6 protein-coding genes, 12 tRNA genes and 2 rRNA genes are annotated in these 13,894 nt (G+C 49.8%); all 20 read right to left on the reverse strand.

Features of this window, described 5'->3' with window-relative positions:
• Positions 1-319: 319 nt before the first annotated feature.
• The 20 genes from glmM to NST07_RS30670 all read right to left on the reverse strand — a co-directional run bounded on the left by glmM (position 320) and on the right by NST07_RS30670 (position 13,786).
• Entirely contained in the window at positions 320-1,660 is a 1,341-nt protein-coding gene (gene glmM / locus NST07_RS30575) for a phosphoglucosamine mutase (protein WP_341379899.1), read from the reverse strand.
• Between the two features lie 110 nt (positions 1,661-1,770).
• On the reverse strand, positions 1,771-3,225 hold the full coding sequence (locus NST07_RS30580; protein WP_341096582.1) for a CdaR family protein: 1,455 nt from the start codon (positions 3,223-3,225) through the stop codon (positions 1,771-1,773).
• Positions 3,218-4,048, reverse strand: coding sequence for a diadenylate cyclase CdaA (gene cdaA, locus NST07_RS30585; protein ID WP_038596954.1), 831 nt, complete (start codon positions 4,046-4,048; stop codon positions 3,218-3,220). The genes NST07_RS30580 and cdaA overlap by 8 nt, the downstream gene beginning before the upstream one ends.
• A gap of 211 nt (positions 4,049-4,259) precedes the next feature.
• Positions 4,260-4,874 carry a zf-HC2 domain-containing protein gene (locus NST07_RS30590; protein ID WP_038596956.1) on the reverse strand — a complete coding sequence of 205 codons (615 nt, stop codon included), beginning with the start codon at positions 4,872-4,874 and terminating at the stop codon, positions 4,260-4,262.
• A 122-nt stretch (positions 4,875-4,996) separates the two neighbouring features.
• On the reverse strand, positions 4,997-5,563 hold the full coding sequence (gene sigW, locus NST07_RS30595) for an RNA polymerase sigma factor SigW (RefSeq protein ID WP_038596958.1): 567 nt from the start codon (positions 5,561-5,563) through the stop codon (positions 4,997-4,999).
• 646 nt (positions 5,564-6,209) lie between these two features.
• Complete coding sequence (gene ppc, locus NST07_RS30600; RefSeq protein WP_341097793.1) at positions 6,210-9,002, reverse strand: phosphoenolpyruvate carboxylase; 2,793 nt, start codon at positions 9,000-9,002, stop codon at positions 6,210-6,212.
• 572 nt (positions 9,003-9,574) lie between these two features.
• Positions 9,575-9,648, reverse strand: a tRNA-Pro gene (locus tag NST07_RS30605).
• Positions 9,649-9,662: 14 nt separating this feature from the next.
• Positions 9,663-9,736, reverse strand: a tRNA-Gly gene (locus NST07_RS30610).
• Positions 9,737-9,748: 12 nt separating this feature from the next.
• Positions 9,749-9,822 (reverse strand) — tRNA-Pro (locus tag NST07_RS30615).
• A 13-nt stretch (positions 9,823-9,835) separates the two neighbouring features.
• Positions 9,836-9,912 (reverse strand) — tRNA-Arg (locus tag NST07_RS30620).
• Between the two features lie 8 nt (positions 9,913-9,920).
• Positions 9,921-9,995 (reverse strand) — tRNA-Gly (locus tag NST07_RS30625).
• Between the two features lie 7 nt (positions 9,996-10,002).
• Positions 10,003-10,086, reverse strand: a tRNA-Leu gene (locus NST07_RS30630).
• Between the two features lie 16 nt (positions 10,087-10,102).
• A tRNA-Lys gene (locus tag NST07_RS30635) sits at positions 10,103-10,175 on the reverse strand.
• Positions 10,176-10,180: 5 nt separating this feature from the next.
• Positions 10,181-10,254 (reverse strand) — tRNA-Gln (locus NST07_RS30640).
• A gap of 52 nt (positions 10,255-10,306) precedes the next feature.
• A tRNA-Val gene (locus NST07_RS30645) sits at positions 10,307-10,382 on the reverse strand.
• 36 nt (positions 10,383-10,418) lie between these two features.
• Positions 10,419-10,493, reverse strand: a tRNA-Glu gene (locus NST07_RS30650).
• An 11-nt stretch (positions 10,494-10,504) separates the two neighbouring features.
• Positions 10,505-10,580, reverse strand: a tRNA-Thr gene (locus NST07_RS30655).
• Position 10,581: 1 nt separating this feature from the next.
• Positions 10,582-10,657, reverse strand: a tRNA-Asn gene (locus NST07_RS30660).
• 6 nt (positions 10,658-10,663) lie between these two features.
• Positions 10,664-10,780: ribosomal RNA gene (gene rrf, locus NST07_RS30665) — 5S ribosomal RNA — on the reverse strand.
• A 78-nt stretch (positions 10,781-10,858) separates the two neighbouring features.
• Positions 10,859-13,786 (reverse strand): 23S ribosomal RNA (locus NST07_RS30670).
• Positions 13,787-13,894 lie beyond the last annotated feature (108 nt).

Raw genomic sequence — 13,894 nt, forward strand, 5'->3', positions numbered from 1 at the left:
GCCGAACATTTCGAACGCCTCCACCTCGTCAGCTTACATCTGCCGTGATCCGTTCAAGCCTTGCCCTGATTGGCATCTTGCAGGCTTTCCCTTCTCCCCCGCGCAAGATCAAGCTCTGGCGCTTGCTATTGCTGTAACCTTACTATCCCCGCTTTCCTTCTGGAATGACACTTAATCATTATATGCACCTTACATCACTTTGGCAATGCTATAACTCGTGAAACCTTTTGGAACACTTCAACAAACTGGGTATATTGATCAGGCAGCCAGTGAATAAATCTGTCGATTCCATCCACTGGCTGCCAGTAGAAATAACAAATTAGACCAATTCGCGCTGTACTACATCAACAATCTGACCGACAAAAAGATCCAGTTCAGCCTTATCCGGTCCTTCCGCCATTACACGGATCAGCGGTTCGGTTCCGGAAGGACGTACCAGTACACGGCCATTATCGCCAAGCTTGCCTTCTACCTCATTAATCGCCGCTTCAATTGCCGGATTGTTAGGGTAGTTGGTCTTATCCTGCACACGTACATTCACAAGCACCTGCGGATATTTGATCATCATCGATTTCAGCGCACTTAGCTTCTTCCCTGAGGCCTTCATCGTGTCCACCAGCTGAATTGCCGTGAGAATGCCGTCTCCGGTTGTATTATAATCGAGGAAAATGACATGCCCGGACTGCTCTCCGCCCAGGTTGTATCCTCCGCGGCGCATTTCTTCCATCACATAACGGTCGCCGACAGCCGTCTTGGCTGTATTCAGCGATAATTTCTCAGTCGCTTTGTAGAAACCGATGTTGCTCATTACTGTAGAGACAATAGTTCCATCCTTCAGCTTGCCTGCACGGTTCATGGCATCTCCGCAGATGCAAAGGATAAAGTCTCCGTCAACCTCGTCGCCCTTCTCGTCGATAGCAATTAGGCGGTCGGCATCGCCGTCAAAGGCAAGTCCTAAATCCGCGCCTTGGCGCAGTACTTCCTCACGCAAGGTTTCAGGGTGGGTGGAACCGAAGCCGTCATTAATGTTCAGCCCGTCAGGCTCTGCTCCAATGGCAATGACCTCGGCGCCAAGCTCTCTGAATAGCCGCGGGGCCAGCTCATACGCTGCACCATGAGCGCAATCAAGCACCACTTTGATTCCTTTGAAGCTTTGGGAAATAGTTGTCTTTAAATATTCCAGATAAAGATATTTAGCATCGTTGTCTACCGTAACTGTACCTAGGCCAGATCCAATAGGGCGGGGCAGCTCATCCTTCTCCGCATCCATCAGTTCCTCAATCCGCAGTTCAGTCTCGTCAGTCAGCTTGAAGCCGTCTCCGCCAAAAAATTTAATGCCGTTATCCTCCACCGGATTATGTGAGGCAGAGATCATGACACCCGCATCGGCCTTAAGCAATCTTGTAATATATGCAACAGCAGGTGTACTCACTACACCCAGACGTATAACATGGGCCCCAATGGACAACAGGCCGGCTACAAGCGCCGATTCCAGCAACGGACCGGAAATCCGTGTATCCATCCCTATGACTACCTTAGGCTTCTCTACGTTACCCGTAAGCACATACCCTCCGCAGCGGCCAATACTGTAGGCCATTTCTGCTGTTAATTCCCGGTTTGCAACTCCGCGTACACCATCTGTTCCGAAATACTTACCCATCTTTATTTCTCCTTTGATTACGCTGCTTCAGCTTAATGAATTATTGTATGAAAGTTTAATTATTCCGTGTACCAAAATACATGTAAATAGACGTATTCCAGTTTAAAAAGTTAAGTTCCGCCTGTGCTTCCGGCATTATTGCTATTCCCGTTGCCAGCGGGTATACTGCTGCTCTCTGCCGTGCTTTCAGTCGGGGACGGTGTGGGCGAGGCTGCACTATCGCCGTTGTGAGAGGGGGAGGGCTCGGCAGTAATTTCTTCACCGGCAGCAGGCTCAGAACTTGGCTCCGGGGTGACTGCTGTCTCGGTAGCTGGTGCCTCCGAACTTTCTGGCGTTGAAGGTACTTGCAGATCCACTGTTGCTGTAAGCGGCTGAGCGGAATTCACCAGCACGATGAACCTTGGCAGCGAGACCTGAAGAGATATCTGATGAACACCGGCGGCATAACCGCCGACATCCGCGACCACACTGATATTGTCCTGATCCAGTTGATCCAGCAGGGTAGGTGCCCCGGATACAGTCAGTGACACAGTTTTGCTGGACGGATCCGTCATCAGGGCTGTGAGTCCGTTGGCCAACCCTTCCAGCTTAATGGGAACCGCCTCAATCGTCCGCTGGGCAATTTCCGCGGTCGTCACCGACACCTTCACCGTTCCCGGCTCGACCTTCGTGGCTCCCTCAGGAGGCTTAAGCTCCAGTGGCAGCTGCTGTGTACCCGCAGATGTGATAGAACTTAAATCCAGGGTCGCCTCATAGGAGGACAGCCCTGCCAGCACCTCCTTGTTCCCAAACACATTCACCGCATCGACCTCAGGAGTTACCCTGGATACGACGAGGGAGCCGGGAAGCTGACCGCTGAAGCTAATATCCAGCGGCAAGCTTTTGAAAGGCAGGGTGATCGGCAGTTCCACAGATACGGAAGCAGGCTCGATCACTGCATCTTCTATTTCTTTGCCGCTGCTGTCATAGGCATACAACTTCAGCTTCTTCTCTTTGAAGGTTTCACTTTCGCCATCCAGCTCGATGATCCCCTGCACTTTAGCCACCCTGCTCAGCTCGCTGTCAGCCAGCGTAACCTCAGCAGTCTCCGGCTGAATCACCGGGGTGCCGACCTGATAACCCGCCGCCGGCTCGCCCTTCGTACTTATTGTGACCGGAAATGACTTTGTAGTCCGCAGTTCCACATGCACGTTCACTTGTTTAGGCTCCATGGATTCATACATCACCCCGCTGGGCAGCGAATAGTTTAGCGGCAGCGTTGTATCCCCCGGCTGTAATCCGCTTAAATCCACCGATACCTTATAGGCATCCGACAACTTAAAGTTAAGGTCGGATCTTTTGCCCCGAACCTCCAGCCTTACGCTGTCAACGTCCATGGTGTAGATATACTTGTCGTCATCAAATCCGCTTCTTGCTATCTTAACATTCTCAATGATTTTCGATTCAGTATTAACCGTGGTCTGGTTCGTAGGCTCCGTATCCACATGTACAATGGTCCATAAAATCACACCGAAGACAAGCGCAAGAATTTTGTTGAAGTTGTTGTTCTTCATCCACTTATCCATTGCTCTTGCCCCCTCTCCGTTTCCAGAAAGCAGAACTTTTCTCCTTCAGCGGGGAAGTCGCACTAAGCTCCTGGTGCAGCTTCGAGATGAGCGATTCTTCCTTAATGTCCCTAACAATTTGCCCGTTAATCGCCAGTGAAATTTGCCCGGTCTCTTCGGAGACCACAACAGACACAGAATCCGCGACTTCGCTGATCCCAATGGCCGCCCGGTGACGTGTCCCCAGCTCCTTGCTGATGAACGGATTCTCCGACAACGGCAAATAACAGGCTGCGGCAGCGATTTGACCATCCTGCATAATCAGCGCACCGTCATGCAGCGGGGTGTTGGGAATAAAAATATTGATCAGCAGCTCAGAGCTGACAACAGAACGCATCGGAATGCCGGATTCAGTAAATTCATTAAGTCCAGTCGCCCTTTCAAAGACAATTAAGGCCCCTATCTTTCGCTGGGATAAATAATTCATGGCCTTAATGACTTCGCCGATTAATTTACTGACTTCCTCATCATTCTCCGAGGTTCGTCCAAAAAATTTGCCCCGCCCCAGCTGCTCCAGTCCCCTTCGCAGTTCCGGCTGAAAGATAATAAAGATCGCAAAGATCCCAAAGGTATAAATCTGATTCATCAGCCATTTCAGGGTATACAAATCCAGCAGGGTGCTCAGCGCCCAAATAATAACCAGCACCAATATCCCCTTCAGGAGTTGAACCGCCCGCGTTCCGCGAACCATATTGAGCACTTTATAAATAATATAACTGACAATCAGGATATCGATTATATCTTTAATGGACTCTTTCCATGTAAGGTCAGTAAAATAACTCATTGCCTAAAACCCCCGTCATTTCATATTAGCTGGGTTTATGTAAAATGTCTGTAAGTTCTGTATCAATATCTAGGTTATAACGTTCACGCTCAGGTTGCAAGTTTAGGTCGTTGGGGTTTTATATTTCAGACGTTTAATGACAACAAAAAAGCGCCATCTTTCCGGAAAAAGAGGCGCAAATGAGTTTTCTGCTAAAAGCAACCATGTCTAATTAACGGTAGGCAACTTCAGAGAACATGTTCGTCACTTTATACCAGAGCCAACTTACCGCTTGGTCTATGCTTTTGACTTGCCCGGAAATATGAGCGGTTGAAGCCTTGTACAGAGTGCCGTCGATCACAGTCACATTGCCGTTGACTTCCCCATATACTTGAGTTTTACCGTTCTCCACCGTAAGATCTCCGGAAATGATTTTGCCGGAAGGTACGATAACCGTATCTCCCTTGATGACAACCTGATCGAGGTCGCTTCCTCTGACTACAAGCTGTCTATCCTGATTCCAAAAAGTAACGGAGCTCATCAACATCACAAAAATAAACAAGGACGCCGCAGTAAGCGCGGGATGTCGCTTGATCCAAGTGATAAACGCTCTTTCCTTCTTGGATTTCGGTAATGAATTCATAATCCGGCCTACAAGATCCTCCGAGGCAACAGGGTTCTGGTGCATCAGCGAGAACATCAGCATATCGGTCTGTTCCAATTCTTTGAACTTCGCACGGCAATCCGGACAGGATAGAAGATGCTCCTTCAATTCCCTCTGCTGCAGTTCGGGCAAGTCGTCATCCAGGTAGTCGTGCATCATAGAGACGGCCAGTTTGCATTCCATAGGAGCCAATCCTTTCATGAGTGCTATTTAATTATTTCAAAACAAAGAGACAGGGCGCATAAGACTTGCTTAACTTACATACGTCGCTCCCTGAAGGACGTTTCATAAAAATAAATCTATTTTTACATTTTAGGGCCTAATTTTTTACGTAAAAATTCACGTCCGCGGTGAACCCGTGTCTTGATCGTCGTTACGGGCATATCCAGCACGTCACTGATCTCCTGAAGCGACAAATCCTGCAAATAACGCAGAATCATCACGGACCTGTATTTGACGGGCAGACTATCGATAGCCTCATAAATCAGCGACTGTGTCTCAGAGAGCAAAAGCTCTGTCTCCGGTGTCACATTGTCGCTCGGGATCATCGAATAGCCGTCAATACCTTCCTGATCGTTCATCTCGGCATCCAGCGAATACGTTGGTTTGCGCTTGCGCAGCCTATCAATACAGAGGTTCGTGCCAATCCGGTAAATCCAGGTTGAGAACTTCTGCTTATCATCATAACGGTCCAAATTTCGATACACACGCAAAAAAGTCTCCTGAACGATATCCTCCGCCTCATGGCGGTTGTTCAGCATCCGGTAAGCCAGATGATATATCTTGTCTTTATATAGTTCCACAAGCTCGGCAAATGCCCTTTGGTCGCCTTTCAAGGCGAGCTTTGTCAATCTGCCTTCCAAATTCTCCACCTGTTAACTCCCCCAGACTTGCCGCCCTTGGTATTTCATCTCTTGAATGTCCACGGTACAAGCATTTAAATCGTAATTCATGTTCCGGCAAAAATCAAGGATTGTATTGTTACCTATAGGTATATTGGGCAAAATTCACGCATTGCTGAGACGGTGATTAATCGCAGCGGCGGGAAACATTTGGACTTCCGGTCGCTGTTATTGTCAGATTCCCTGATTCGAACCGCTGGCAGCGGTAGGAATCCGGCAATAAAGGCGATCGCTACCGCTCCTCCAGTTCCAAATTTGCTCTTCGCTGCTCCATCACCGGCATTGGAATGCCATGTAATTCAGCCCAAATTACCTTTCGGCAACAAAGGCTGAGAGGCATAAGGCCGGAAGCTGCTCGGTAACGGCAGCTTCAGCTAATATAAAGGGAACAAGATCCGCTTCTCTTGCCGGGCCATTAAGGCCGGCTACATAGAAACACACAAAAACCCGTCCAGCCTCCATACCAGAGGCGGACGGGTTTGAAGGAAGCGGCTTTGCCGGCTTCGAAAAATCAACAACTTAGAAAGAACATCATGAATATTAACTACAGTAAATCAACTTCATAGATCTACTTCTTGATGATCAAATATTACAAAGCATGAAGTCGGATCAGGTATCAGCCCGTGTTCCGCAGACCGGCAGCAATACCATTGATCGTGAGCAGCACCTCACGCAGCAGCTCGGCGTCATCGCCTTCAACCTCGCGAAGAGCTCTCAGCTCGGCCAACAACTGCACCTGCAAGTAGCTGAGTGGATCAACGTATGGATTGCGCAGCCGGATAGATTCCTGAATCACAGGAACGTTGTCTAAAATATCCTGCTGGCCGGTAATTTTGAGAATGAGCTCTGAGGTCAGCTTGAATTCGGCTTCGATCTGGCCGAATATCCGCTGACGGGCTTCCTCATTCTTACCCATACTTGCGTATTCCTTGGCGATAATCAGATCGGCCTTGGCAATAGCCATTTGCAGGGTGTCAATGAGCGTAGTAAAGAAGGAGAAGTTCTCATACATATGCTGCATGATCTTCAAATTCTCTTCCTTATCCTCATAGAAGCTCTGCAGCCCTGTTCCAGCGGCATACCAGGCCGGGAGCAGATAACGGCTCTGCGTCCACGCAAACACCCATGGAATGGCGCGCAGATCCTCAAAACGGTCACTATTCTTACGCTTCGAAGGACGGGAACCGATATTGAGTTCTCCAACCTCAGGCAGCGGTGTTGATTCTTTGAAATAAGCAAAGAAATCCGGATCACGGAAGATCAGATCCTGATATTTGTTAAGCGAAACTTCGGAAATCCGGGCCACAATCTCTTCCCACTTGCTTTCGTACAGATCAGCCTCAGGCATTCTGGCATTAATAGCTGCCGTCACAAGCGCCGAGGTTGCCTGCTCCAAGCTGCGGTAAGCAATACCTTGCATCGAATACCGGGAAGAAATAACCTCACCCTGTTCCGTAATCTTGATGCCACCGCCAATGGTTGAGGCCGGTTGAGCAAGAATACTGCGGTTCAGCGGCATCCCGCCCCGTCCGAGCGCACCACCACGTCCGTGGAAGAATTTCAGCTTAATCCCGAATTCCTCTGCAGTAGCCGTAATTTGCTTCAATGCAACACGCAACTCCCAGTTCGCGGTAACTACCCCGCCGTCTTTGTTGCTGTCCGAATAGCCAAGCATAATTTCCTGTACATCGCTCATCGCACTAACGGCATCACGGTAGATCGGCATACTAAGCAGTGTATGCATAATTTGTGGCGCATCATGTAAATCATCAATGGTCTCAAACAGCGGCACTGCCTGCAGTGTACATACGACAGTTCCATCATTATCTTTGCGGAACAAGCCGACTTCCTTTGCGAAAACCATAACCTCTAAGATGTCGCTCGCTGCTTCAGCCATACTGATCAAATAACTGGTAATGCACTGCTTGCCGTATTCCTCCTGCGCAGTGAAGATCGTGCGGTACACCGCAAGACATTCCTCTGTGCTCTCACTGTAAGTCTGGTAAGGTGAAGTTAGAGGACGCGGATCATTCAGCAAATTCTCCAGAATTCGAATTTTTTCATTTTCCTCTAGTTTAGCGTAATCCTGCGTGATGTTCATTTTGGCCAAAATTTCTGTCATCGCATTTTCATGCTCCTGACTGTGCTGGCGAACATCCAGTGTAGCCGTGTGGAAGCCAAACAGCTCCACCTGGCGGATCAGCTTCTTAATGTAGGTATCCGCTACATAATCCGCATAGTGATGACGCAGACTGCGGTCTATCACGTTCAAATCATCTATGAATCGTTCTGGTGATGAGTAGCGCTCAGGCGTACCCTTTTTCTCATCATCCAGCACGTTCTGTATCTTGGAGATCATGTAACTGAGTTTAATCCGGTAAGGCTCGTTGTCATTGCGCCAGGCATCAACCCGGTTAAGATTGATAATGTTGCGGTCCTGTTCAATGGAATCCACCAGTTCCTGCGTCACCTCGACGATGCTTGTACTAAAGCTCAGGTACTGCATGAGTTCGCGCATGATACGCTGATATTCCCGGATAGCAAGCTTGCGCTGCAAGCGCAGCGTCTGCAGCGTAACCGCAGCAGTCACCGAAGGATTGCCGTCACGGTCCCCGCCGATCCATGAGCCAAAACGCAGATACGTCGGTACATGCCAATTCTGGCCTGGATAGTATTTGCTCAGACATCGCTCAAGCTCTTGGTACACATCCGGCAATACTTGAAAAATCGTCTCATGGAAATAATACATCCCATTACGCACTTCATCGAGTACCGTAGGCTTGCGGTCACGAAGCTCATCGGTCTGCCACAACGTGATGACCTCGTTCAGCAGTTTCTCGCGCAGCTGTTCGCGTTCCCGGAAGGTCAAGGTAGGATTATCCAATCCCATTACATCGTCGGAAATCCGTTTATGAATATCAAGGATCGCCCGGCGCATAGCTTCAGTAGGGTGAGCCGTCATGACCAGCTCTAGTGAGAGACCATTCATGATTTCATGGACATCCTCATGGGAGAAGTCACGCTCGCGTAGCTCCTGAATAGCGCTTTCTATGGACCCGGGCTGTACAGTCTCCCCGGCTGAACGTTCATAGTCGCGTTTACGGCGAATGCGGTGATTCTGTTCGGCGATATTCACCAATTGAAAATAGATGGCGAATGCCCGTATCACCAGGTGGCGATTCTCAGGATCCAGTGAATTAATTAGTTCCTTAAATTCATTGTGCAGTTCAGGCAAAAACAATGAGCGCAGCGATTTACTGGTCTCGCGGATCTTCTCCACGATTTCCAGCAATTCGTTACCGCCTTGATGAACCAAGACTTCGCCCAGAATATTCCCCAGGAACCGTACGTCCCGCCGCAGCAGATTGTTGGAGTTGCTTTTGCTAACGGTAGTCGTAAGTTCGGTCATGCTGCTCCCCCCATCCTCTTCCGGATCAATGTTCTTAACATTGTCTATTTGAAGCTTTCCACATATCATACAACAAAACCGCCCGGAAATCTTCAACTTATTGCGCTGTAAAGCGTCGCAGTAATTACGATTATACACCAATTTGGCGTTTTATACAGTCATAAAATACTTATTATATTGGCTGATTAACAGGGTATTTATGTAAAGAACAATGGCTGGCATAAATTTATATTATCTATATATAAAGAACCATTAAAAATGGTGGGGTTCATTTCGTAGCATTATGAGGGTTTCCTGACGCCCTAGCATTCTAATAACAAGACCCTGTTCAATCGAACAGAACGGCTTGGATTGCCTAACCTTCCAAATACCTAAATCAATCATAAAGTACGGTCACAGAGCCTTGAGCGAGTTCTCCCGCCACATCTTGTGATGTTAGGTTCATCCGTTCCACAAGCACGCATAAAACCCACTTAGGTTATGGAGAGCTTCACTATCACTCTATCATTCACTTAAGTAAACAAAAAACTCCTACCGGAGTAAGAGTTAAATGTCAGCTGGTTAGCTGAGTATCGGGATGACACGATTTGAACATGCGACCCCCTGGTCCCAAACCAGGTGCTCTACCAAGCTGAGCTACATCCCGAAACTATAAATTTATGGAGCGGGTGATGGGAATCGAACCCACGCTATCAGCTTGGAAGGCTGAAGTTCTACCATTGAACTACACCCGCATAGGTGTACAATCGGGATGACACGATTTGAACATGCGACCCCCTGGTCCCAAACCAGGTGCTCTACCAAGCTGAGCTACATCCCGTTAATATTAAAAATGGCGCGCCCTGAGAGATTCGAACTCCCGGCCTTTTGATTCGTAGTCAAACGCTCTATCCAGCTGAGCTAAGGGCGCAAAAATTATGGAGCGGACGACGGGAATCGAACCCGCGACCCTCGCCTTGGCAAGGCGATGCTCTACCGCTGAGCCACGTCCGCAAATAAGTGGTGCGCGTGAAGGGACTTGAACCCCCACGTCGTAAGACGCCAGATCCTAAGTCTGGTGCGTCTGCCATTCCGCCACACGCGCATAATACTAATAAAAGTGAGCCATGAAGGACTCGAACCTTCGACACCCTGATTAAAAGTCAGGTGCTCTACCAACTGAGCTAATGGCTCGCATTTGGCAGGGGATATAGGATTCGAACCTATGATGACGGAGTCAGAGTCCGTTGCCTTACCGCTTGGCGAATCCCCTATGATGGATACCTTTATAATGCCCATAACTTCTATAAATATCAAGAAGTTTATGGTGGAGGCTGAGGGGATCGAACCCCCGACCCTCTGCTTGTAAGGCAGATGCTCTCCCAGCTGAGCTAAGCCTCCATATGTATGCCTTCAAAGGGTAATAATAAGTATTGTTGGTGACCCGTATGGGATTCGAACCCATGTTACCTCCGTGAAAGGGAGGTGTCTTAACCCCTTGACCAACGGGCCATGTAAATCTGTGGAGCTCTCAACCGGATTCGAACCGGTGACCTCTTCCTTACCATGGAAGCACTCTACCTACTGAGCTATGAGAGCATGGCTCCCCGAACAGGACTCGAACCTGTGACAACTCGATTAACAGTCGAGTGCTCTACCAACTGAGCTATCAGGGAATATCCGCTTGGCGGCGTCCTACTCTCCCAGGACCCTTCGGTCCAAGTACCATCGGCGCTGGAGGGCTTAACGGTCGTGTTCGGGATGGGTACGCGTGGAACCCCTCCGCTATCGCCACCAAACGGGCATTTACAGCGTAAATGCTTCAGGAACCTTAATTCCTGAAAACTGAATCCGAAACGAATCTGCGTCTTAATTTGTTGGATAAGCCCTCGACCGATTAGTATTGGTCAGCTCCATGCATTGCTGCACTTCCACCTCCAACCTATCTACCTCGTCGTCTTCAAGGGGTCTTACTGATTGGGAAATCTCATCTTGAGGGGGGCTTCACGCTTAGATGCTTTCAGCGCTTATCCCGTCCGTACGTAGCTACTCAGCCATGCTCCTGGCGGAACAACTGATGCACCAGCGGTACGTCCATCCCGGTCCTCTCGTACTAAGGACAGCTCCTCTCAAATTTCCTGCGCCCACGACAGATAGGGACCGAACTGTCTCACGACGTTCTGAACCCAGCTCGCGTACCGCTTTAATGGGCGAACAGCCCAACCCTTGGGACCTACTTCAGCCCCAGGATGCGATGAGCCGACATCGAGGTGCCAAACCTCCCCGTCGATGTGGACTCTTGGGGGAGATAAGCCTGTTATCCCCAGGGTAGCTTTTATCCGTTGAGCGATGGCCCTTCCATGCGGTACCACCGGATCACTAAGTCCGACTTTCGTCCCTGCTCGACTTGTAGGTCTCGCAGTCAAGCTCCCTTATGCCTTTGCACTCTTCGAATGATTTCCAACCATTCTGAGGGAACCTTTGAACGCCTCCGTTACTCTTTAGGAGGCGACCGCCCCAGTCAAACTGCCCGCCTGACACGGTCCCCGTACCCGATTAGGGCACCAGGTTAGAACCTAGATACGATCAGGGTGGTATCCCAACGGCGCCTCCGCAGAAGCTTGCGCTCCTGCCTCTACGGCTCCCACCTATCCTGTACAGATCGTACCCAAATTCAATATCAAGCTGCAGTAAAGCTCCATGGGGTCTTTCCGTCTTGTCGCGGGTAACCTGCATCTTCACAGGTATTAAAATTTCACCGGATCTCTCGTTGAGACAGCGCCCAAGTCGTTACGCCATTCGTGCGGGTCAGAATTTACCTGACAAGGAATTTCGCTACCTTAGGACCGTTATAGTTACGGCCGCCGTTTACTGGGGCTTCGGTTCACAGCTTCGGATTGCTCCTAACCGCTCCCCTTAACCTTCCAGCACCGGGCAGGCGTCAGCCCGTATACTTCGCCTTGCGGCTTCGCACAGACCTGTGTTTTTGCTAAACAGTCGCTTGGGCCTTTTCACTGCGGCCCCCTCGGGCTATTCACCCTACCGAGGCACCCCTTCTCCCGAAGTTACGGGGTCATTTTGCCGAGTTCCTTAACGAGAGTTCTTCCGCGCGCCTTAGAATTCTCTTCTCGCCTACCTGTGTCGGTTTGCGGTACGGGCACCTTCTCCTGACTAGAGGCTTTTCTTGGCAGTGTGAGATCATGACCTTCGCTACTGTAATTTTCGCTCCCCATCACAGCCCAGCCTTAACGGTGTGCGGATTTGCCTACACACCAGCCTCACTGCTTAGACGGACATCCATCAGTCCGCGTCACTACCCTCCTGCGTCACCCCATCGCTCATAGCGGATTACGGTGGTACAGTAATTTCAAACTGTTGTCCTTCGACTACGCCTTTCGGCCTCGCCTTAGGTCCCGACTTACCCTGAGCGGACGAGCCTTCCTCAGGAAACCTTGGGCTTTCGGCGGATCAGATTCTCACTGATCTTTTCGTTACTCATACCGGCATTCTCACTTGTATGCTGTCCAGCGCTCCTTACGGTACACCTTCAACCCACATACAACGCTCCCCTACCCCAGATGCAAAGCATCTAGCCATAGCTTCGGTGGTGTGTTTAGCCCCGTTACATTTTCGGCGCAGAGTCACTCGACCAGTGAGCTATTACGCACTCTTTCAATGGTGGCTGCTTCTAAGCCAACATCCTGGTTGTCTGTGCAACTCCACATCCTTTCCCACTTAACACACACTTGGGGACCTTAGCTGATGGTCTGGGCTGTTTCCCTTTTGACAATGGATCTTAGCACTCACTGTCTGACTCCCGGCAAGAAGTTAATGGCATTCGGAGTTTGACTGAGCTTGGTAACCCTTGCGGGCCCCGCACCCAATCAGTGCTCTACCTCCACCACTCCATTCACCGAGGCTAGCCCTAAAGCTATTTCGGGGAGAACCAGCTATCTCCGAGTTCGATTGGAATTTCTCCGCTACCCCCACCTCATCCCCGCATTTTTCAACATACGTGGGTTCGGGCCTCCAGTGCGTGTTACCGCACCTTCACCCTGGACAGGGGTAGATCACACGGTTTCGGGTCTACGTCCACATACTTAAGTCGCCCTATTCAGACTCGCTTTCGCTGCGGCTCCGGCTTCTCACCTTAACCTTGCATGTTAAACGTAACTCGCCGGTTCATTCTACAAAAGGCACGCCATCACCCCTAGATCGGGCTCTGACTTTTTGTAAGCACACGGTTTCAGGTTCTATTTCACTCCCCTTCCGGGGTGCTTTTCACCTTTCCCTCACGGTACTGTTTCACTATCGGTCGCCAGGTAGTATTTAGCCTTAGCAGATGGTCCTGCTGGATTCATACGGGGTTTCACGTGCCCCGCACTACTCGGGATCCGTCTCGGAGAGAACACAGTTTAGGTTACAGGGCTTTTACCTCTATCGCGGGCCTTTCCAGACCTCTTCGCCTACCATATTCCTTTGTAACTCCATGTGAGACGTCCCACAACCCCAAGGGGCAAGCCCCTTGGTTTAGGCTGTTCCGCGTTCGCTCGCCGCTACTGACGGAATCACTATTGTTTTCTCTTCCTCAGGGTACTTAGATGTTTCAGTTCCCCTGGTCTGCCTCTATCTCTCCTATGTATTCAGAGAGAAGTAACTGCGAATTACCACAGCTGGGTTTCCCCATTCGGACACCCCCGGATCAAAGCTTGCTTACAGCTCCCCGAGGCAGTTTCGTTGTTCGCCACGTCCTTCGTCGGCTCCTGGCGCCTAGGCATCCTCCGTGTGCTCTTATTAGCTTAACCAATGCGTTTTCCGTTAGGAAAATCGCTAGCATCGCTATAATTAAAACTTGTTTACACAAGTTTCAGCTAAAAGATGTTCTAAAACGCAAATTCGTTTCGGTATCCAGT

Source organism: Paenibacillus sp. FSL L8-0340 (assembly GCF_038593145.1).
Classification (GTDB): Bacteria; Bacillota; Bacilli; order Paenibacillales; family Paenibacillaceae; genus Paenibacillus_AQ.

Excerpts from the sequence above, each read along its gene's own strand:
- glmM (WP_341379899.1), bottom strand. The coding sequence starts at position 1,660 with ATGGGTAAGTATTTCGGAACAGATGGTGTACGCGGAGTTGCAAACCGG.
- NST07_RS30580 (WP_341096582.1), bottom strand. The coding sequence starts at position 3,225 with ATGGATAAGTGGATGAAGAACAACAACTTCAACAAAATTCTTGCGCTT.
- cdaA (WP_038596954.1), bottom strand. The coding sequence starts at position 4,048 with ATGAGTTATTTTACTGACCTTACATGGAAAGAGTCCATTAAAGATATA.
- NST07_RS30590 (WP_038596956.1), bottom strand. The coding sequence starts at position 4,874 with ATGGAATGCAAACTGGCCGTCTCTATGATGCACGACTACCTGGATGAC.
- ppc (WP_341097793.1), bottom strand. The coding sequence starts at position 9,002 with ATGACCGAACTTACGACTACCGTTAGCAAAAGCAACTCCAACAATCTG.